Below are 18,257 nucleotides of genomic sequence, written 5' to 3' on the forward strand. Positions count from 1 at the left end.
GGGGGCAATAACAATGGAGCACACACTGAAAAACCGCCGCCTGCGCCAGGCGGTCGGCCTGGGCGTGGCACTGCTGGTGGGCCAGGCGCAGGCCATCGAGTTGTATGCCGACGCCGACACCCAGGTCACCGGCAACTTCCTCGCCGTGTACGGTATGTTCAACAGCCCGAAGAACTACGATGGGCGCAGCGGCGGCTCCACCTGGCGCGAAGCCTTCATCAAGTACGGTTTGAGCGTCGAACAAAGCCTGGGCCACCTGGGCGGCGTGTATGGCACGGCCAACCTGGTGAGTTCCGGTACCTGGGGCGATGGCGATGCGGCAGGGCTCACCAACGGCACCGAGCGCACCACCAAGTTTGACGAGGCCTTTGCCGGCTGGCGCTCTGGCGAGTTGTTACCGGCGCTGGGCAAGGACGGCCTGGACCTGTCGTTCGGTCGCCAGATCATCATGCTCGGCGACGGTTTTATCCTTAACGACGACGGCCCCAACCTGGGCAATGGTGTGGGCGATGGCGAGTTCAATCGCGGCGGCGCCTACTACATCGCCGCGCGCCATGCCTTCGATAAGACGGCGGTGATTCGCCTGGGCGGCAAGGACGGCGTGCATGGCAGCCTGATGTGGATCAAGTCCGACAACCGCGCCCAGGCCCTCACCGAAATGGCCGCCGGCACCCTGGAATACACTGCCGCGCCGGGCACCCTGGGGCTGACCTACATTCACGGGATCGATGTGGATGAGCGCTTCGCCACCGACCTGCAGCGCCAGCGCAAAGGCATGAACCTCTACAGCCTGCGCGGCGCCGGGAGTGCCGGTATCGACAACGCGCACTTCGCCTTCGAACTGGCGCGCCAAAGCCGTCGCGACGGCCAGGAAAATGCCGGCTACGCCGAAGCCGGCTACACCTTCGCCAACCTGCCGTGGTCACCGGACCTGACCTACCGCTACGCCCGTTATTCGAAGAACTGGGACGGCATGTTCTCAGGTTTCAACCGTGGCTACGGCACCTGGGTGCAAGGCGAAGTGGCGGGCAACTATTCCGGCCCCTTCAACAGCAACACCGCCGTGCAGCACGTGGCGCTCAAGGTCAAGCCACTGGAGAACGTCACCCTTGGGGCGCTGTTCTTCGACTACAACACCGTCAGTACCCGTGACCAACCCAATCTGGATGGCCGCGAACTAGACCTGTATGCCGAATGGGCCGTCAACGAGCACCTGATCATCACGCCGCTGCTCGGCCTGTACAAACCGAATAAATCAGCCGAAAACGGCGGCAATCAGGTCGGTGGCAACGGCACCAATGTCTACAGCCAACTGGTGGTCGCCGTGCCGTTCTAAACCGCCTCGGGCGCGCACGGAGGCAGCGCCCGGACCTCGGCATAGGCGCCCTGATGATAGAGCAGCGGCGCACGGCCAAAGTCATCAAAGGCCACCACCTTGCCGATCATGATCCAATGGTCACCGCCGTCCACCTGCTGGTATTTCTCACAGTGAAAACGCGCCGAGCAATCGGCGAACACCGGCGAGCCACCCTCCCCCGGCTCGTATTCGATCAGGGCGAAGCGGTCTTCACGGGGGCGCGCGAAATTGTTGGATAGATGCACCTGGTCCGCCGCCAACACATTCACCGCAAAGTGACTGGCCTCCTCGAACACCGCATGGCTGTTGGAGCGTTTGTCGATGCTCCACAGCACCAGCGGCGGGTCAAGGGACACCGAGTTGAAACTGTTGGCGGTCACGCCCACCTTGCGCCCGGAGGCGGTGGCGGCGGTAACCACGGTCACGCCAGTGGCGAAGTTGCCCAAGGCGCGACGAAAGGCTCGTGGGTCGAATACGTCAGACATGCAAGACTCCCGGGTGGCCTCTATGGGCCGCCCTGATTGTTGTAGGGAAAACGCGGCTACACCATGCTCGGGTCGGGTTCCAGGCCCATCAGCTCACGGCCGAGGATCTGCGCGCACACGTCATAGTCGGTGTACGCATGGGCGCCGGTCATATGGGAATCGCGGAACAGGCGCTGCATTTCGTTGTGTTCGAACCAGGCATTGCCACCGGCGGCGGCGAACAGGCGGTCTACCGCTTCGATGCACATCTTGGTGGCGTAGGCCTGGTTGGTGCGCCAGAACGCCAGGGTTTCTCGCGTTGGGTAGCGTTGGGCGGCGCTGTGTTCGGCGTGGTCTTGCCAGGTCTTTTCCAGAAACGCCCGGGCGGCGGCCACTTGGTGGGTGGACTCGGCCAGGCGCATCAGCGCCGGGGTCGCGGCGCCGACGGCAGCCCCGGTGTAGGCACGTACGCGGTTTTTGGTTTTTTCGCGGAACACCTCCAGCATGCGCTCGGCCACGCCGAGGCTGACGGTGGAAAAACCACTGGCGAAATACGGCCGGTACGGCGCGTAGAAAATCTGACTGTCTGGGTACAAGCCAAAGCCTGCGGACTTGCCTTCCATCATGTCCTTGGCCTTCTGGATCCGGTGCTCCGGCACCCAGGCGTTGTCGATGATCAGGGTCTTGGTGCCGCTGCCTTTCATGCCGGCCGCAAACCAGTCATCGCGGATCTGATAGTCACTGCGCGGCAGCACGGCAAAGCAGTAGTCCTGGGTGCCTTCGGCATTCTGGCGACGGCAGCCGACAATCGCCCATTCGCCATGGTCACAGCCGCTGCTCCAGCCCATCTCGCCGCTGAAGTACACGCCGCCCTCGCCCTCGGTCACCCGGCCGAACGGCGCGATACTGCTGCTGGCCGTGGCATCCGGGTTGGCGCCCCAGATTTCCTCCTGCAACTGCGCCGAGAACAGCGCCAGTTGATGGCTGTGGGTGCACAACAAACTCATGGCCCAGGCGGTGCTGGCGCAACTGCCGGCGAGTAAGGCGATGCAGTCGGCGAATTCGGGCAGCGACAGTTCCAGGCCGCCGAATGCCTTGGGCTGGAAGGCGCGGTGCAGGCCGATGCTTTTGAGCAGCGCGATATTCTCATCCGGCACTTGGCGCAACTGTTCGGCACGGCTGGCGTTGGCGGCAATGGCAGGCAGAAGAGGCTTGAGGTCTTCGAGGAGCGGGTTTGGCTTTTTCATGGACGGCCCTGCTTATTATTGGAAGTCCGGCAGGCGCTCCAAATCGTGGAACGGCGCGGGATGCAGGGCCAGTATCGACCGGCTTGCGCCAGCACAACATGCACGTTCGGCAGGCAAGGTTGTACTTTTCACAGGCACGGCAGGCACAGGCATAAAACCTGGCAGGCACAGTCAAGCCGCGTACCTGCGCGTTGGTTAACCTCGAGTTTTCTTTTGTGAACTGCCAGGAACCTGCCATGAGCGATATCCCGCTGCTGCCTCACGTCGAAGCCTTTTTGCGCCGCCGTCATGGGCTATTCATCGACGGCGCCAGTGTGCGCAGCCACGCCGATGCACGCCTGAGCGTGACCAACCCCGCCACCGGCCAGGTGATCGCCGATGTGGCCGACGCAGACCTGGCGGATATCGACGCTGCGGTCGCTTGCGCCAACCGGGGTTTCCAGTTGTGGTCACAGACCGCACCGGCCATTCGTGGCAACGTGCTGCTGAAACTGGCCGACCTGCTGGAGCACCACCGCGAAGAACTGGCGCAGATCGAAACCTGCCAGTCGGGCAAGATCATCCAGATTTCCCGCGCCTTTGAGGTCGACCAGGCCGCGCACTTCCTGCGTTACTACGCAGGTTGGGCCACCAAGCTCAGTGGCCAGACCCTCACGCCGTCGCTGCCTTCGTTCAATGGCGAACGCTACACCGCCTTCACCTTGCGCGAACCGGTGGGCGTGGTGGTAGGCATTGTGCCGTGGAATTTCTCGACCATGATCGCCATCTGGAAGCTCGCCTCGGCGCTGGTAACCGGCTGCAGCATCATCATCAAGCCCAGCGAATTCACGCCGCTGACCCTGCTGCGCATCGCCGAACTGGCCATCGACGCCGGGTTGCCGGCGGGCGTGCTCAACGTGCTGACCGGTGGCGGCCATGTCGGCAAGGGGCTGGTGGAACACCCCGGCACCCACAAGGTGTCGTTCACCGGCTCAGTGCCCACCGGTATTGCGGTGGGCCGCAGTGCCATGGGCGCAGGCCTCACCCGCGCGACCCTGGAACTGGGCGGCAAGAACGCCGCCGGCTTCCTGCGCGACATGGATGTAGACAAAGCGGTGGATGGCATCATCGAAGCGGGCTTCTTGCATTCTGGGCAAATCTGCGCGGCGGCTGAACGCTTCTTCGTGCACCGCTCGCAGATCGACGCCGTGCTGGAAAAGCTCAAGGCACGCCTCAGCCGCCTGACCATCGGCTCGCCCCTGGACGAACACACCGAATTCGGCCCCGTGACCCACCAGCAACACCAACACAAACTGCTCGGCTACTTCAACCAGGCCCGCGCCGAAAACAACACGATCATCCACGGCGGCCACCTCATCGACCGCCCTGGCTGCTACATCGAACCCACCGTGATCCTGGCCAATCACCTGCACGACACTTTGCTCAACGAAGAAACCTTCGGCCCCATCGCCACCTTCCTGCCCTACGACGATGAAGACGAATTGCTGGCCATGATGAACCACGGGCCCTACGGCTTGAGCGCCAGCCTGTGGACCAATGACCTGGGCAAGGCCCTGCGCATGATCCCGGCCGTCAAGGCTGGCACCGTGTGGGTGAACATGCACACCTTGCTCGACCCGGCAGTGCCGTTTGGTGGCAGCCGGTCTTCGGGGCTTGGGCGGGAGTTTGGCAGTGCGTTTATTGAGGATTACACCGAGCTTAAATCGGTGATGATTCGGTATTGAATGGCTGTAGGAGCGAGCTTGCTCGCGAAAAACGTCAACGATAACGCGTGCATCCTGAATAAAGGCGGCGGCGATGGTTTTTTCGCGAGCAAGCTCGCTCCTACAAAAAACCTAGCTGAACGGAACCACCGCCTCCGCCTCAATCTCGATCAACCACTCAGGCAACGACAACCCACTGACGATAATCCACGAAGACGGCGGCGGGTTGTGCGCGAAGCGCTGGCGCAGAGCCTCGGCAATCGGCTCCTGCTGCTCTCGGGCAGATTCGACAATATACAAGCGCAGCATGATTACATGAGACAGATCACCGCCCACCGCGGCCAGCACCTTTTCGACATTGTCCAACGCCGTGGCCGTTTGTTCGGCAACCCCTGGGCCCACCGTACGCTCTTGAGCATCCACGCCCACCTGCCCCGACAGCATGATTCGCCGGCCCTCTGGCACTTCCATGGCCTGGCTGAAACCGTATTGCAGGGAGTTGAATACCGTCGTGGGATTAATGACCTTTCGTTGCATGACCAATCCTTGTTGTCAGTAGGAAAACAAGGCTAACCCAAAGAAACCGCTCAGGATGATGGTTCAACATCCAGCAACATGTTCGTGGGTCAAGCGCTGAACCTTGAGTGCCCGCTGGCCTGATGAAAACGCGCAAACCCAACAGGCAATCACAACCCCCTGTAGGAGCGAGCTTGCTCGCGAAAACCCCACAGGCGCCGCGCTTACTCAGGAAGCCCGCGTTATCGTTGACGTTTTTCGCGAGCAAGCTCGCTCCTACATGGGGTATTCGGCGTACCCGCAACGGTGCGGTTGTCGGACCGCTCTTACACAACTTTCGGGTTGCGTCCGATGAACCTCGCCGCTAACCTTCGCGGGTCGCTGCAAAATCAGCGAATGGGTGTGGTAGCCCAGTTCTTTCATAGACCCCAAAAACGCTCAAGGGCGTTTTTTTATGCGGGCTGCTTTGTGGCGGCTGTGCATGGGAGGCTTCGGCCTGCCGGGTTTCTATGACCGGTCTACCACCCCGTGTACAGTCGCCTCCTTACTTCGTGTGGTAGCGAAATGGAGGTGCTCATTCATAGGAGCTTCGCCATGAAAAAAGTCACACCCAATCCCCCACCATCCCCCTCGGATGACAACCCGCAACTACCCCCCGATGTCATCTTCACCGTCCGCCCCGGACTCAGCACCGAAGCCGCCTTGAGCAATGCCAGCGAAATGCTGGAGTCCGCGACTGTCTGCGCCTACGACTGTGCCGAACAGCTTGACGGTCACCCCCGCAAGCAGGTGCTGGCGGTGGTGCAGATGATCGAGATTGCGCAGTTGCTGGTAAATGAAGCGCTGAACCGTGAGTGCCCGGCGGCCTGATGAAAACGCGCAAACCCAACAGGCAATGACGTCCCCTGTAGGAGCGAGCTTGCTCGCGAAAAACCCACAGACGCCGCGCTTACTCAGGAAGCCCGCGTTATCGTTAACGTTTTTCGCGAGCAAGCTCGCTCCTACAGGGCATTATCGTGCCAGGCTACCAGGTGCCCATCGCCAGGCTGTGCGGTGAAAACTCCGCGAATTTCCAGCGCAAGGCCAGCGCTGCCGGGCGGCGAACCACATGTTCCACCGTCACCGTCCACAAGCGCTGCGCGCCATCGAACTCAGCCACTTGCGGCCCACCCAGGATCAACGAAGTACGCCCGGCCACTTGCAGCACGTCGCCGGTCTCAAAATCCACAAACAACAACCCCGCCACCGGGTTGGCGTGCAGGTTGCCGAGGGTGTTGAAGAACAGGTTGCCGGCAAAATCCGGGATGGTCAGTACGTTGCCTTCCACGCGCACAAATCCCGTATTGCCACCTCGATGGGAGACGTCCACCGAGCGTTCGCCGTGCAGGTCGACGTAGCTGGCAACGAAGAAGGTGTCGGCGTGGCGGATCAGTGCTTGAGCCGCATCGTCAAGGCGGTTGCTACGCTCGGCCAGGTTGCCGGGTTTGCGCGCAATGCCGGCGACGGGGCGCAGTTGGATGTACTTGGGGCAGTTGCCGAAGGTGTGCACCACGTCGACCGTGAAGCCCTCGTGCTCAAGCGTTCCAATCCGGCCATTCATGCGGTTGCGGCGGCGGGTGTTGAGGTCGATGCCCAGCAGGCCAATGGCCGAGCCATCCGTTATTCCAGCCCAGGCGGGATCAGTTTTGGAAGGCAGGCTGTCGATCTGCAGCGTGTGCGGATCCGGTGAGTGCGCGAACCCTGGTGCACCCTCCAGCATCGTCGCCCAGGGGATGCCCTGTTCGTCCACCACACCCGCGATCAAGTACGGCAGCAGCGGATAGAAATCGCGGTGCTGCTCAGGCAAATGATCACGAATGACCTTGGGCCCGATCATGGCCATGCGTTCAAAAACGCCGGCACTTTCCTGCATGTGTCGTTCGCCGACATGCCAAGGGGTTGGTTCAATCGAGTGCATGGCGCTCACCGCCGGTTAGATACTGAAGATGCTGCGCCCACGTCGCGATGGAGAGAATGCCCACCCTGGGCAATCCACCATTACGCCAACTGAAACGCCGGATGCTCGCGCAACGCCGTGACGCAGTAGTCGACAAAGCTGCGCACACGCATCGACGCATGGCGGCCTTCGCGGTAGACCACATGCACCGGCTGCGGCGGCAACTCGAAGGTAGGCAACAGGCGCTGCAACTGGCCGCTCGCCAGGTGTTCGTGCAGCGGGTAACTCAAGGCTCGCATCACGCCCGCCCCCTGCACCGCCGCATTGATCGCCCCTTGGACGGTGGCGCAACTCAGCCGGGCGCGAGCCTTGAGGGTGTAATGCAGGAAATCCCAGTGCACCGGGTCGGCGCTGGCAATCAGATGATGCTGTTTGAGTTCAGCCGGATGCCGGGGCTCGCCCCGGGTCGCCAGGTAAGCGGGGCTGGCGCAAAGGACAGTGCCCACCTGCCCGACCTGCCGCGCAATCAGCGACGAGCTGGGCAATTCGCCGACCAGCACCGCCACGTCCAGCCCCTCTACGTGCAGGTTCGGGTAATAGTCGTGGTAATGCGCGTTAACGCGCACCGCCGGGTAGCGATCCGCATAGCCGGCCAACAGCGGCGCCATGACATAGCGGCTGAACAGCAGTGGCAGGAATATCCGCAGGTCGCCCTGGGCCTGCACATGCAAACCGTTGGCCGAAGCCTCGGCCGCGTCCACCGCTGCGAGCAGGCGCACGCAGTCGGCAAGGTAAGCCTGGCCTGCGTCGCTCAAGCTGACGCCGCGGGTGCTGCGTTGCAGCAACACCACGCGCAGGCGTGCCTCCAGGCGCGCAACAGCACGTACCAGCGTCGGCCCGGAAACCTGCGCATAACGTGCCGCCGACGCCAGGCTGGGTTGCCCGGCCAGCGCTGTAAACAGCTGCATATCGCGAAAACGCTCCATCAGGCGCGCTGCTTGGTCGCCGCGTTCAGGGCCGGGTCCTGCCCGAGGCGCTGGCTGAGGAAATCCACAAAAGTATTGACCTTGGCCGGTACGCGGCCGTTTTGCTGGAACACCACGTGGATCGGCAGCGGCTCCGGTTCGAAATCCTCCAGCACCAGCTCCAGCTCACCCGCCGCCACCGCTGCGGCGACTTGATAAGACAGCACCCGCGTCATACCCCAGCCCAGGCGGGCCAGGTTGATCGCGGCATTGTTGGCGGTGACCACCAGGCGTGGCTCGATCGGTACCTTCAGCGGCTGGCCGGCGTCAACGAATGTCCACTCACTGACCCGTTGGCTGGACGATGAGGTGACAAGCTTGGCCTCACGCAACTGCTCGGGGCACTGGGGCCGCCCGTGTTGGTCAAGATAAGCCGGCGATGCGCACACCACCCGGCGTACTTCGCCGACCTTGATCGCTTGCTGTCCGGATTGGTGCAGGTGGCCGATACGCACCGCTACATCCACACCTTCGTCGGTCATATTGACCACCCTGTCGACCAGCAAGGCGTTGATACTCACGAACGGAAAACGGTCCAGATAATCCCCCAGTACCGGCGCCACATACAGCTCGCCAAACAGAACCGGTGCGGTCACCGTCAACTGACCGCCCGGGATGGAATAACTACCCGCCGCCGCTTCCTCGGCCTCATCCAGTTCGGCAAGGATGCGTCGGCAATCTTCCAGGTAACGCTGGCCGGCTTCGGTCAAGTGCAGGCTGCGGGTGGTGCGCGCCAGCAACTGGGTGCCGATGCGTTGTTCCATGGCGGCAATGGCCCGAGTCACGCTGGGCGGCGAGGTGTTCAGGCGGCGCGCGGCAGCCGCGAAGCCCTCCTCCTCGGCCACTGCCAGGAACACCTGCATTTCATGAAATCGGTCCATTGGCGCCCCTCGGTTGTTATTGCGATTGCAGCCCCACCGCCGTACGCGGCATGCCAACGAAACCCGGCAGTGCTTCGATGCTGGTCAGCCAGGCGCGTACCTTAGGGTAGTCGGCCAGGGACACATTGCCTTCCGGCGCATGGGCCACGTAGGTGTAGAAGGCGATATCGGCAATGCTGGGCTGCTCACTGGCGAGGAAACGGCTCTGGCTCAATTGCTGCTCCATCACGCTCAGCAAGGCATGGGCACGGTTGATTGCGCTGACCGTATCCACCTCGGCGCCAAACACCGTGGCCAAGCGCGCCGTGGCAGGCCCGGCATGGAGTGGGCCGGCGGCGGCCGAGAGCCAACGTTGTACCCGCGCTTGGCCGACAAGGTCACTCGGCAGCCATTGGCCGTTGCCGTAGGTGCTGGCCAGGTAGAGCAGGATGGCGTTGGAGTCGGCCAGTACCGTGCCGCCGTCATCAATCACCGGCACCTGGCCGAAGCTGTTCAGAGTGGTGAGAAACTCAGGCGTTTTATGCGCCCCTTGCTTGAGGTCCACCAGCACAAATTCACTCGCCAGCCCCAGCAGGGACAACATCAGCTCGACCCGGTGGGAGTGGCCGGATAGGGGAAAACCATAGAGTTTGATCGCAGGCTGGGTCATGACAGGCTCCAAATGAGTGGGTATCGACGCCAGGGATGTTCTACCGCTGCCCTGTCTGGCGGAATGACCAGGATTCACAATCCAGCATTTCATCCAGCGAAACAATCCCGCGTGCATACCTCAGCCAGGCTTGGTGCGAGCATTTCATAAAAAAATTCAAACTATCGCCCTGCCCATCGTTCACACGTTCACGTGCAACGTTAAGTAGGAGGCAATATGCAGTACCGACAACTGGGTCATTCCGGCCTGCTGGTATCGGAAATCATCCTGGGCACCGTGCCCTTTGGCGGTCGCGCAGAATTTGAAAAATGCGGTGCGGTGGACGTGCCCCTGGCCAAGCGCATGTTCGATATGGCGTTCGACGCCGGGGTGAACATGGTCGACACCGCCGACCTCTATTCCCACGGCCTGGCCGAAGAAGTGGTGGGCAAGGCGCTGGGCGACAAGCGCAACGAGATTCTGCTGGCCACCAAGGGCCGCAGCCCGGTGGACGACAACCCCAACAACTCCGGCTCATCGCGCTACCACTTGATCCGCGCGTGCGAAGCCAGCCTCAAGCGCCTGGGCACCGACCACATCGACTTGTACCAACTGCACAATTGGGACGGCATGACGCCAATCGAAGAGACCCTGGAAGCCCTGCGCCTGTTGGTGGGTTCGGGCAAGATCCGCTACTTCGGCACCAGCAATTTCACCGCCTGGCAGATGATGAAAACCCTGGGCAAGGCCGAACTGCACGGGATGCTCAAGCCGATTACCCAACAGATCTACTACACCCCGGAATCCCGCGAGGCCGAGTACGAGTTGCTGCCCCTGGCACTGGATCAGCAAATCGGCACGCTGGTATGGGGGCCGATGGGCGAAGGCCTGCTGACCGGCACCACCCGACGCGGGCACAAGCCGCCGGCCAATACCCGCCAGGGCAGCGGCTGGCCGGAACCCTATGTCCACGACCAGGAACGTGCGCTGGACATTATCGAAACCCTCGCCGCCGTCGGCGATGAACACAGCGTCTCGGTCGCCCGCACCTGCCTGGCCTGGCTCAAGGATCGCCCGGGGATCACCTCGCTGATTGTCGGCGCCCGTACCGAAGCACACCTGCGCGACAACCTGGCGGCCACCGAACTGAAACTCACCGAAGCGCAGTCGGCGCGCATCGAGGCTGTCACGCGTCGTCAGCCGTTGTACCCCTATTGGCACCGCTTTACCGCCGGGATTGATCGTTTTGATCCAGCGGAGCAACCGTTCCTGGCCGAGCATCAAAAGACCCTGGATGCTCGATGAATTAAGCGAACGCAATGCTCAAGGCAACGAAGATCCAATGTGGGAGCTGGCTTGCCTGCGAAAGCGGTGGTGCAGTGATAGATGCAGCGACTGACCCACCGCTTTCGCGAGCAAGCCCGCTCCCACAGTTGGAACGCGGGGCGTCAGGTAGATATGCGCAGGCTGTCAAGACGTCACGGGAGCAAGCTCCCTCGCCACAGGTTCGGCATCGCCATCTACACAACTTTTTTGGGCTGTAGCAGCAGACGGTAACCACGATGCGAAGCGAGCCGCTCTTGATCTTGATCTGCTTTTGATCTTAAGCGCCCCGTTAAACCACGCTGGCCGGAATTCGACAGGGATTTGGGGGGTAAACCGGCAGGGATGCCGGTTTAGCCGCCCCGCGCCATGGATGGCGCGTGGCGGCGGCCCCCCAAATCACTGACGGATTACGGGCACACCGAGCCTAAGCGAGGTGCCGAGTGGTGGGGCAAGAGCGTTTTGCTTACTTTTGCGCTTTTCAAAAGTGAGCCGCCGTCAGGGCGGAACCCTAGGTGGCCGTTACCGCAGCAATGGATATGTACACAATCCAGCTGTGTTGACTGTCAGGCCGTCTTCGCAGGCAAGCCAGCTCCCACATCCTGTGGGCGAGCTTGCCCTCATGCCGATGAGTTAGGCGAATACAATGCTCAAAGCAATAAAGCTCAACGCTTGGGTGACACCCCAGCGACGCGCGCCATCGCCGCCGGGTCGAGCATTTCCAGACACCGGCACAGGGAATTGAAATCCGGCGATTGCGACAACGACAGATGCAACGTCTGGCTGGCCGACACCGGCACTACCGACCGCTGCGCGCACTGCCCGTCGTAGATCAGCGCATGCAGGATCATCGGGTTTTCCCGGCAGAACTTCAGCAGGTCGACCTGGCGCGAACGCACCAGCGCGGTGTTGATAATCAACAGGTCGAACATCACACCGTTCGAACGCGTCAACGCCTGCACCTCGTCGAACGAGCTCAAGGGGGCGATGCGGTAGTAGCCCAACTGGTTGAGCATCTTCTCGATCTTGACCCGCTGCAGATGCTCTCCATCGGCGATCAGAAAACGTAACGCTTTATTGGGCATAGGCAAACCTGGCAGATGGGCAGCGACGACGATCCTTCAACGCTCGCTACGTTACCCGCCAAGGGTGAAGCCTGGCTTTAAGACGATTCCGAAACGGCAACGAGCCGCGAGCCTCGCAAGTGATTAGACTGGCGTGCAGACCACGCCACCCCGTTCTTCGAGACCCAGCCCATGCGCAACCTGTTCCTCGCCAGCCTCTGCTTGCTCACCACCGCCCTCGCAGGCTGCCAGCAACGCCCGCCGGCCAATGACCAACTCGACGCCGTGCTCTGGACCCAGACCTCCATCGAGCACGAGTTGATCTACCGCCAGCTCTTCGCCAATGCCACCCGCCAACTGGATGTCGCCCTGGCCGACCCGAGCTGGGACGCCCTACCCTTTGCCCCACGCAACCTGGCCGGCCTGCCCCCGGCGGTAGTGGTGGACATCGACGAAACCCTGCTGGACAACGTGCCCCTCAACGCCCGCGACATCATCAATAATCAGGTCTATTCCTATGACCGCTGGAACACCTGGGTCGAGCAAGCCAAAGCCCAGGCATTGCCAGGCTCGGTGGCGTTCCTGCAGGCAGCCAGACAAAAAGGCATCCAGGTTTACTACCTCACCAACCGAGAACACAGCCAAGTCGCGGCCACCGCAAAAAACCTGCGTTTGCGCGGCTTTCCGATTAAGAGCGACGCACAGATCCTGGCGGCCAGCACCCCCACCGGCCACTGCGAAAGCGCAGGCTACGGCAAGAACTGCCGCCGCCAGTGGGTCGCCAACCATGCCCGCGTGCTGTTGATGGCCGGAGACTCGCTGGGCGATTTCGTGCAAGCCGAACACAACACCCTGGATGCACAGCGCAAGGCCGTCGAACCCTATGTGAACTGGCTAGGCCAGCGCTGGTTCCTGTTGCCCAACCCGAGCTACGGCAACTGGTACAGCGCGCCGTATGGGGACGATGAGAGCTTGCCGTTTGCGCAGAAACGCAGGCTCAAGCAGCGGGCGTTGCTGTTGCAGAAATAGGGTGTGTGTGGCTTCCACGGGAGCCATTCAAGCTCGAAAAGTGATGACTCAGACTTTAACGTTCTGCCGAATATTCCAGCCAAACTTCACCGGCCCTCCCTCCTTGGCGCCATCGGCCTTCTGCGGCTGGTAGCTGAACTCGACAGTAGCGAAGTTCAAGGCGATACGGTCGTACAGCACATCGCCGGCCTTTTCTGCGCTGGTGCTGTAGGACACCACCATAACCTCCTTGAGCGTCATCACCAGATACGCCACCGGGCTGGCCCCTCCCGCCTTGCGAACCACCAGCCTGGCTTCGGGATAATGCTTACCGCTTGCACAGGCCATCATCAGGTTGGGGCTGGATTTGTCCAACGGTTTAACCAGGTTCAGGTTGGCAAAATCCGCCTTGCCGGCACCACCGCCGGTACCGGCGTGCATCGACCCGGTCTGCGACACGCCCCATGCCCATTCGGTAATATCAATTTCGTCGCGATGGGCCTGGTCCCGTGACTCACCCTTGATGTCGCCCAATTTCAAAAACATATCAACGGCCATGTTGGCTCCTTGTCCTAGCGTACGTCGGTAATGACTTGGGTCGCACTGTTGATCAGGCGGAGCGAGCGTACAAGACGGGGAAATGGGATTGGGAAGTGCCTGTCTTCAGAAGGCGAAACATCCGACATTAATTTGCATCATCACCTCTTTACCCTCTCGACTCCCACACCATCAGGAGTTAAGGAATGACGGCCAGCCTGTTCAGGGATGGATTCCCCTCGGCCCATCGCACTACACGCCAACGTCTTGAAAGCAGCCTCGACCTGCACCGGTTGTTCTTCGCTATTGACAGCGACCCTGCACTAATCGGCGCGGGAGTGGTGTATATCGACCAGGCATTCAACGTGGTGACGTTGCGCGAATTTAAAGCGGTGTGTCGTGTACATCCGATCAAGGTGGTATTGCGTGAGGCGCCCCGGTATGTGGGCCCGGTGGAGTTCAAGCGGATGCTGGAGCATGAGCCGCGAGAGTCGAAGTTAGTCTCGGAGGCGATGAATACGGCGCTAACGTGTGCCGGAGCGCTGCTAAGCTGGGTAGCCATTACTAGTGGCGTTGCACTAATACCTTTCACTGCGGGGGTCAGCGTAGTGATCTCGTTTATTGGGAAGGCAGCCCTAGTTGCAAGCGGCGCTCAATGTTTCATCGGGTTAGGGCGTGCGGGCGCTGAGGTGCTAGTTCCACGGGACCTTGATAAGTTGAATAACGAAGCCTGGTTTCAGGCCGTAGCCGCGCTGTTGGATGCTATTGCATTGCTTGGCGTTGCCACCTCAGCCTTAACCGTAACCAAAACAGTCAACACCACGCGAAAAGTCACCGGAAAATCCTTCACCCAGGTGCTCAGAGGTCTGAATCGACAAGAAAGGGTAAAGCTCAATAATGAGTTGCTCAGACTCCAAGATCCCCGGTTAATACCAAAAATGCTCAAGATTAAACAAGCCAACAAGGTGCTCCCCAAGCGAATCAGCGCCACGAAAATGCGACAGGCTACCGCCAACCACATACAAGAGACGTTAGCCGCAGCGCTCGGCCTCACCGGTAGTGCAATATCCGGTAACGTCAAAACATTGGCCATTGGTATCTACGAAGAAGTCCCCCAATAAACAATTTAAGGCAAACCTCGTAGAGCGACTTTTATGATAGTGATCAAGGTTCTCAAGGCCCTCGCAAGCACTAGCGATCAAACCTTTCTGGATCCTTCATTTTTTGCTATTTCGTTGGAAATCCAAGCAACACCAAGCGTCATAGCGATAAGAAAAATTTCAACAATAGCGAGCCAAATCAGGGTCATCCAATACTGCTTTGGTTGCTCCAGAAGCGTGTAAGTGGCGCAAGGCCCTACACGGCTGAAAGCCACAATCACGCCGCGAATTAACCCATCAACTATCTGGTAGCCTAAAAGCCCCGTACAAACGGCGAGAGCCGCTGTGACGCACCAGAACGACCGACTGTAAGAACGTTTCATGGAGCTTCTCCTGAGCCCAAAATCCAGGCGGCATTCTGCCTGGAATGGGTAAAGAATCAGCAAAAGGAAACCATTTAACTATTTAGACTACAACCTTAAAAGAAATGACCTACACGTCTGAGCGCGGAACTCACACCGCCCTGGCCGCAATCGCCTCCACCTCCACCAACGCCCCCGGCAACGGCAGCGCCACTACTTGCAACGCGGTGCGCGCCGGTTTGTTCGGTTGCTCGGGCGTGCCAAAGAACTGGGTATAACCGCGCTGCAACCCGGCAAAATCCAGCTTGCCATCAGTCTCTTCGGCGCCGACCAGAAACACCCGTAACTGTACGATGTCGCCCAGGTCCAGGTCGTGTTGGCGCAGGATCTGACGCAGTTTGTTGAACACTGAAACGCTCTGCACTTCAGTGTCGCCATACACCCCAGGTACCTTCGGGTCGGCGGGGTCCGGTAGCGTGCCGCTGACAAACACCAGGCTGGCCGAGGCCGGCACGGTGACGGTTTGCGAGATGGGGAATTCGCCGACGCTGGTGCGTTGGATGCTGTCGCTCATGGTGAGGCTCCTCAGGATGCGGCCAACGCCGCGAGTTGGTGTTGTTGGGTGATGCGCTCGGCCAGTTGCGCGACCACATGGCGCGCCGAGTTGGCTGCCGATTCCTGCCAGATCCCCACGCCGCTCTGCACCAGGCCGTCGCCGGCGAAGTACACCCGGCCATGGGGCTGTTCAAGCAGGGCGTGGGCCTCGGCGGGGAAGTGTTCGCGTTGCAACCACGGGCCTTCGCTGTAGGGGATCTGCTCCCAGGACACCGCCAGAGGACTGCGCAAGTGCCTGGAGTAACCTGGATGCAACAGCTCCACGGCTTGCCGGGAAGCGGCGTACTGCTGATTGAGGGGCTGGCCGCCAAACACGTCGGCGCCCTCGCCGGTCACGTAACCGGCCACCAGCACGCCTTCGCGGGTGTTGAGGTCGTTGCTGGGGTACCACAGCAGGCGCGCCGGGTGCTCGATCCACGACAAGCCGCCGTAGGTACGGTAGTCGGTCTCCCAAAAGCGCGGGGATTGCCAGGCCACCTTGGTCGCCTGGTCGTTGCGGGTGCTGAGCAAGGCCGCCTTGACCGGCGCGCTGAAGTCGGTATCGAGCCTGGCCAGCAGGGGCAGCGGCACGGTGGAGACCAAAAAGTCGCCACGCACCACCTGTTCACGGCCACTGCGCTGGTCGTGGTAGGTCACCGCCACGCCGTCCTCCAACTGCCGGATCTGCCGCACCTGCGCGCCCAGTTGCACCTGCTCCTGCACGCGTCGGTAGAACGCGTCGGTGATGCGGTCCATACCGCCCACCGGCTGGAACATGGTGGCCGAAAATTCCGGGAACTCGGTGTGCAGTAAAGCCCCCCACAGTTCCGGGTGCAGCAACCGCTCCAACGTTAACGGGCTGCGGCGGGCGGGCAAGGCGCCAGGGTGAGCGACGGATTCAAGGTGCCCCGAACGCAGGGTGCCCTCAAACGCCAACGCCTGGGACAGATCGCCATAGACCTGCAAAAAAGCCAGCAGGCGCGTGCGCTCTTCGCCACTCAGTACATCGTCAAGGGCATCGCGTTGCACCGCCTTGGCCAACAAGCCGGATAAATGCCCACGCGTATCGTTGAGCGCCTGGCCGACACTGAACGCGGCCTGGCTGAGGTCTGGCCGCACCTGGGCACCATGACTGCTGTTGACCAGCACTTCCAGGGGCACGCCCAGCTCACTGCAATAGTCGAGGATCGTGCGGTGCTGGCTGGGAATGCGTGCCGGCCCGGCGTTGAAATACTGGCCTGGGTCAAACCCCACCGTCTGCGAGCGACCGTCCTTATAGTCCACGCGGTCGCCGTTACGCAGGGTCCAGGTGCGGCCACCCACGCGCTCGCGGGCCTCCAGCACCTGTACGCTGAAACCGGCGCGCGTCAACTCCAGCGCAGTGACCAACCCGGCAATCCCGGCGCCCAGCACCAGTACACGGGTGCCCTGCCCCAGGCCGTCCTTGAGTTTCAGTGGTTGCGGTCGACGGTGTGACGATGGGCCCAGACCCAACACTGCCAGTGCATCCTTGACCGCTTTCTCACCGCCCACCGCTGCGATACTCGACAGCGCTTCACGTCGTGTCAGTCCCATGTCTGTGCCTCCTTAATCCGGCAGCCCAGGCGGGTTGATCAGCGACTGGTCGACCCGTTCCACATCCAGGCCCCAACGTTGCAGCACCTGCGCATATTGCCCCCCGGCAATCGCACCTTGCAGGGCGGTGTGAATCGGTTTGACTAGGCCGTTGTCCTTGCGCGTGGTCACCGCGATATCCGCCTGCAACGGCCAACCACCGTTGACGGTGCCGACGCGCTTGATGCCGCCGGTGATCGCCGCCGAATAGGCGTACACCGAGTTCGGCCCGAACAGCGCGTCGCTGCGCCCCGACTGCACCGCCAGTTGTGCGGCGGCCTGGTCGTCGAAGTACTGCAACAGCGCAGGTTTTAGGCCGGCTTTCTCATTGGCCTCGTTCCAGGCCAGCAGGACCTTTTCCTGGTTGGTGCCAGAGCCGACGATGATCTTCAGCCCGGCAATGTCCGCCGCCTGCTTGATCTCACTGATCTTGCTGGTGCTCTTGACGTAAAAGCCGAGCACATCCTGGCGGTAGGTGGCGAAGTCAAAACGCTTTTTGCGCGCCTCGGTCACGGTGACGTTGCTGATCACCGCGTCGTATTTGCCCGAGCTGACGCCCAGGGGCCAGTCTTCCCAACTGGTTTGCACCACGTTGAGTTGCAGGCCAAGGCTGTCGGCCACCAGCTGGGCGGTGTCAGCCTCGCTGCCGATGGTGGTCTTGTCGTCACTGGCCAGCAGCGCCAGCGGTGGCCCGGCTACGCCTGACACGGCCACGGTGAACTTGCCCGGCTGGGCGAACTTGAAGCCCGGCGGGATCTGCGCGATGGCCGCTTCATTGCGCGGCGCATGGATGCGCGGTCGGTCGGGGCTGAGGTCCACCTGTTGCACGGCAAATGCGTTGTGGGCAGCGGCCCCGGCAATTGCCAACAGGACGACACGGGCAGTGGTGATAAACATG

18 protein-coding genes and 1 pseudogene are annotated in these 18,257 nt (G+C 61.4%); 6 read left to right on the plus strand and 13 right to left on the minus strand.

From position 1 onward, the window contains the following. Positions 1–13: 13 nt before the first annotated feature. On the plus strand, positions 14–1,336 hold the full coding sequence (locus V8689_RS17905) for a hypothetical protein (RefSeq protein ID WP_056787189.1): 1,323 nt from the start codon (positions 14–16) through the stop codon (positions 1,334–1,336). 32 nt (positions 1,337–1,368) lie between these two features. On the opposite strand, the pseudogene V8689_RS17910 reads toward V8689_RS17905, so the two are convergent. Beyond that, positions 1,369–1,842: pseudogene (locus V8689_RS17910) on the minus strand (flavin reductase family protein); the annotation flags it as partial. A 56-nt stretch (positions 1,843–1,898) separates the two neighbouring features. Further along, positions 1,899–3,068 (minus strand): p-hydroxyphenylacetate 3-hydroxylase oxygenase component, encoded by a 1,170-nt coding sequence (locus tag V8689_RS17915; protein WP_056787186.1) that lies wholly within the window; start codon positions 3,066–3,068, stop codon positions 1,899–1,901. A 236-nt stretch (positions 3,069–3,304) separates the two neighbouring features. Here V8689_RS17915 and V8689_RS17920 point away from each other — a divergent pair, with 236 nt between their 5' ends. Further along, positions 3,305–4,792, plus strand: a complete 1,488-nt coding sequence (locus tag V8689_RS17920; protein WP_056787183.1) for an aldehyde dehydrogenase family protein — start codon at positions 3,305–3,307, stop codon at positions 4,790–4,792. 111 nt (positions 4,793–4,903) lie between these two features. Here V8689_RS17920 and V8689_RS17925 read toward each other — a convergent pair whose 3' ends face one another. Next, positions 4,904–5,308 (minus strand): RidA family protein, encoded by a 405-nt coding sequence (locus V8689_RS17925; RefSeq protein WP_056787180.1) that lies wholly within the window; start codon positions 5,306–5,308, stop codon positions 4,904–4,906. A gap of 573 nt (positions 5,309–5,881) precedes the next feature. On the opposite strand from V8689_RS17925, the gene V8689_RS17930 reads away from it, so the two are divergent. Beyond that, on the plus strand, positions 5,882–6,157 hold the full coding sequence (locus tag V8689_RS17930) for a DUF6124 family protein (RefSeq protein WP_056787178.1): 276 nt from the start codon (positions 5,882–5,884) through the stop codon (positions 6,155–6,157). A 154-nt stretch (positions 6,158–6,311) separates the two neighbouring features. Here the strand turns inward: V8689_RS17930 and V8689_RS17935 are convergent, their stop codons facing one another. The 4 genes from V8689_RS17935 to V8689_RS17950 all read right to left on the minus strand — a co-directional run bounded on the left by V8689_RS17935 (position 6,312) and on the right by V8689_RS17950 (position 9,778). Next, positions 6,312–7,244 (minus strand): pyridoxamine 5'-phosphate oxidase family protein, encoded by a 933-nt coding sequence (locus V8689_RS17935; RefSeq protein WP_056787176.1) that lies wholly within the window; start codon positions 7,242–7,244, stop codon positions 6,312–6,314. An 80-nt stretch (positions 7,245–7,324) separates the two neighbouring features. Continuing rightward, complete coding sequence (locus V8689_RS17940) at positions 7,325–8,209, minus strand: LysR family transcriptional regulator (RefSeq protein ID WP_056787174.1); 885 nt, start codon at positions 8,207–8,209, stop codon at positions 7,325–7,327. After that, a complete protein-coding gene (locus tag V8689_RS17945; RefSeq protein WP_056787171.1) occupies positions 8,209–9,129 on the minus strand; it encodes a LysR family transcriptional regulator in 921 nt (306 codons plus the stop codon). The genes V8689_RS17940 and V8689_RS17945 overlap by 1 nt, the downstream gene beginning before the upstream one ends. A gap of 16 nt (positions 9,130–9,145) precedes the next feature. Next, positions 9,146–9,778, minus strand: a complete 633-nt coding sequence (locus V8689_RS17950; protein WP_056787169.1) for a glutathione S-transferase family protein — start codon at positions 9,776–9,778, stop codon at positions 9,146–9,148. A 216-nt stretch (positions 9,779–9,994) separates the two neighbouring features. Here V8689_RS17950 and V8689_RS17955 point away from each other — a divergent pair, with 216 nt between their 5' ends. Continuing rightward, positions 9,995–11,062 (plus strand): aldo/keto reductase, encoded by a 1,068-nt coding sequence (locus V8689_RS17955; RefSeq protein WP_056787166.1) that lies wholly within the window; start codon positions 9,995–9,997, stop codon positions 11,060–11,062. A 683-nt stretch (positions 11,063–11,745) separates the two neighbouring features. On the opposite strand, the gene V8689_RS17960 is transcribed toward V8689_RS17955, so the two are convergent. Further along, positions 11,746–12,165 (minus strand): hypothetical protein, encoded by a 420-nt coding sequence (locus V8689_RS17960; RefSeq protein ID WP_056787163.1) that lies wholly within the window; start codon positions 12,163–12,165, stop codon positions 11,746–11,748. 171 nt (positions 12,166–12,336) lie between these two features. Between V8689_RS17960 and V8689_RS17965 the strand changes: the two genes are divergently transcribed. Then, positions 12,337–13,173 (plus strand): 5'-nucleotidase, lipoprotein e(P4) family, encoded by an 837-nt coding sequence (locus V8689_RS17965; RefSeq protein ID WP_056787160.1) that lies wholly within the window; start codon positions 12,337–12,339, stop codon positions 13,171–13,173. Positions 13,174–13,221: 48 nt separating this feature from the next. Here the strand turns inward: V8689_RS17965 and V8689_RS17970 are convergent, their stop codons facing one another. Continuing rightward, positions 13,222–13,710 (minus strand): Hcp family type VI secretion system effector, encoded by a 489-nt coding sequence (locus V8689_RS17970; protein WP_056787157.1) that lies wholly within the window; start codon positions 13,708–13,710, stop codon positions 13,222–13,224. 185 nt (positions 13,711–13,895) lie between these two features. Here V8689_RS17970 and V8689_RS17975 point away from each other — a divergent pair, with 185 nt between their 5' ends. Continuing rightward, the gene (locus V8689_RS17975; protein ID WP_056787153.1) at positions 13,896–14,810 is read left to right on the plus strand and encodes a hypothetical protein; all 915 of its coding nucleotides are present in this window, start codon (positions 13,896–13,898) and stop codon (positions 14,808–14,810) included. A gap of 77 nt (positions 14,811–14,887) precedes the next feature. On the opposite strand, the gene V8689_RS17980 is transcribed toward V8689_RS17975, so the two are convergent. From V8689_RS17980 to V8689_RS17995, 4 genes are all read right to left on the minus strand, one after another. Then, a complete protein-coding gene (locus V8689_RS17980) occupies positions 14,888–15,172 on the minus strand; it encodes a hypothetical protein (protein ID WP_056787151.1) in 285 nt (94 codons plus the stop codon). 130 nt (positions 15,173–15,302) lie between these two features. After that, positions 15,303–15,725: a RidA family protein gene (locus V8689_RS17985; RefSeq protein ID WP_032896335.1), complete on the minus strand. Its 423-nt coding sequence runs from the start codon at positions 15,723–15,725 to the stop codon at positions 15,303–15,305. 11 nt (positions 15,726–15,736) lie between these two features. Further along, positions 15,737–17,320: a flavin monoamine oxidase family protein gene (locus tag V8689_RS17990; RefSeq protein WP_056787148.1), complete on the minus strand. Its 1,584-nt coding sequence runs from the start codon at positions 17,318–17,320 to the stop codon at positions 15,737–15,739. Between the two features lie 12 nt (positions 17,321–17,332). Further along, positions 17,333–18,256: an ABC transporter substrate-binding protein gene (locus V8689_RS17995; protein ID WP_056787146.1), complete on the minus strand. Its 924-nt coding sequence runs from the start codon at positions 18,254–18,256 to the stop codon at positions 17,333–17,335. Between the last annotated feature and the right edge of the window lies 1 nt (position 18,257).

It is taken from the genome of Pseudomonas sp. AK181 (genome assembly GCF_051122975.1).
GTDB classification, from domain to species: Bacteria; Pseudomonadota; Gammaproteobacteria; order Pseudomonadales; family Pseudomonadaceae; genus Aquipseudomonas; species Aquipseudomonas lactis.

Bases quoted from the DNA above. Each gene is read 5' to 3' on its own strand.
- V8689_RS17905 (WP_056787189.1), top strand. From the start codon at position 14: ATGGAGCACACACTGAAAAACCGCCGCCTGCGCCAGGCGGTCGGCCTG.
- V8689_RS17915 (WP_056787186.1), bottom strand. From the start codon at position 3,068: ATGAAAAAGCCAAACCCGCTCCTCGAAGACCTCAAGCCTCTTCTGCCT.
- V8689_RS17920 (WP_056787183.1), top strand. From the start codon at position 3,305: ATGAGCGATATCCCGCTGCTGCCTCACGTCGAAGCCTTTTTGCGCCGC.
- V8689_RS17925 (WP_056787180.1), bottom strand. From the start codon at position 5,308: ATGCAACGAAAGGTCATTAATCCCACGACGGTATTCAACTCCCTGCAA.
- V8689_RS17930 (WP_056787178.1), top strand. From the start codon at position 5,882: ATGAAAAAAGTCACACCCAATCCCCCACCATCCCCCTCGGATGACAAC.
- V8689_RS17935 (WP_056787176.1), bottom strand. From the start codon at position 7,244: ATGCACTCGATTGAACCAACCCCTTGGCATGTCGGCGAACGACACATG.
- V8689_RS17940 (WP_056787174.1), bottom strand. From the start codon at position 8,209: ATGGAGCGTTTTCGCGATATGCAGCTGTTTACAGCGCTGGCCGGGCAA.
- V8689_RS17945 (WP_056787171.1), bottom strand. From the start codon at position 9,129: ATGGACCGATTTCATGAAATGCAGGTGTTCCTGGCAGTGGCCGAGGAG.
- V8689_RS17950 (WP_056787169.1), bottom strand. From the start codon at position 9,778: ATGACCCAGCCTGCGATCAAACTCTATGGTTTTCCCCTATCCGGCCAC.
- V8689_RS17955 (WP_056787166.1), top strand. From the start codon at position 9,995: ATGCAGTACCGACAACTGGGTCATTCCGGCCTGCTGGTATCGGAAATC.
- V8689_RS17960 (WP_056787163.1), bottom strand. From the start codon at position 12,165: ATGCCCAATAAAGCGTTACGTTTTCTGATCGCCGATGGAGAGCATCTG.
- V8689_RS17965 (WP_056787160.1), top strand. From the start codon at position 12,337: ATGCGCAACCTGTTCCTCGCCAGCCTCTGCTTGCTCACCACCGCCCTC.
- V8689_RS17970 (WP_056787157.1), bottom strand. From the start codon at position 13,710: ATGGCCGTTGATATGTTTTTGAAATTGGGCGACATCAAGGGTGAGTCA.
- V8689_RS17975 (WP_056787153.1), top strand. From the start codon at position 13,896: ATGACGGCCAGCCTGTTCAGGGATGGATTCCCCTCGGCCCATCGCACT.
- V8689_RS17980 (WP_056787151.1), bottom strand. From the start codon at position 15,172: ATGAAACGTTCTTACAGTCGGTCGTTCTGGTGCGTCACAGCGGCTCTC.
- V8689_RS17985 (WP_032896335.1), bottom strand. From the start codon at position 15,725: ATGAGCGACAGCATCCAACGCACCAGCGTCGGCGAATTCCCCATCTCG.
- V8689_RS17990 (WP_056787148.1), bottom strand. From the start codon at position 17,320: ATGGGACTGACACGACGTGAAGCGCTGTCGAGTATCGCAGCGGTGGGC.
- V8689_RS17995 (WP_056787146.1), bottom strand. From the start codon at position 18,256: ATGTTTATCACCACTGCCCGTGTCGTCCTGTTGGCAATTGCCGGGGCC.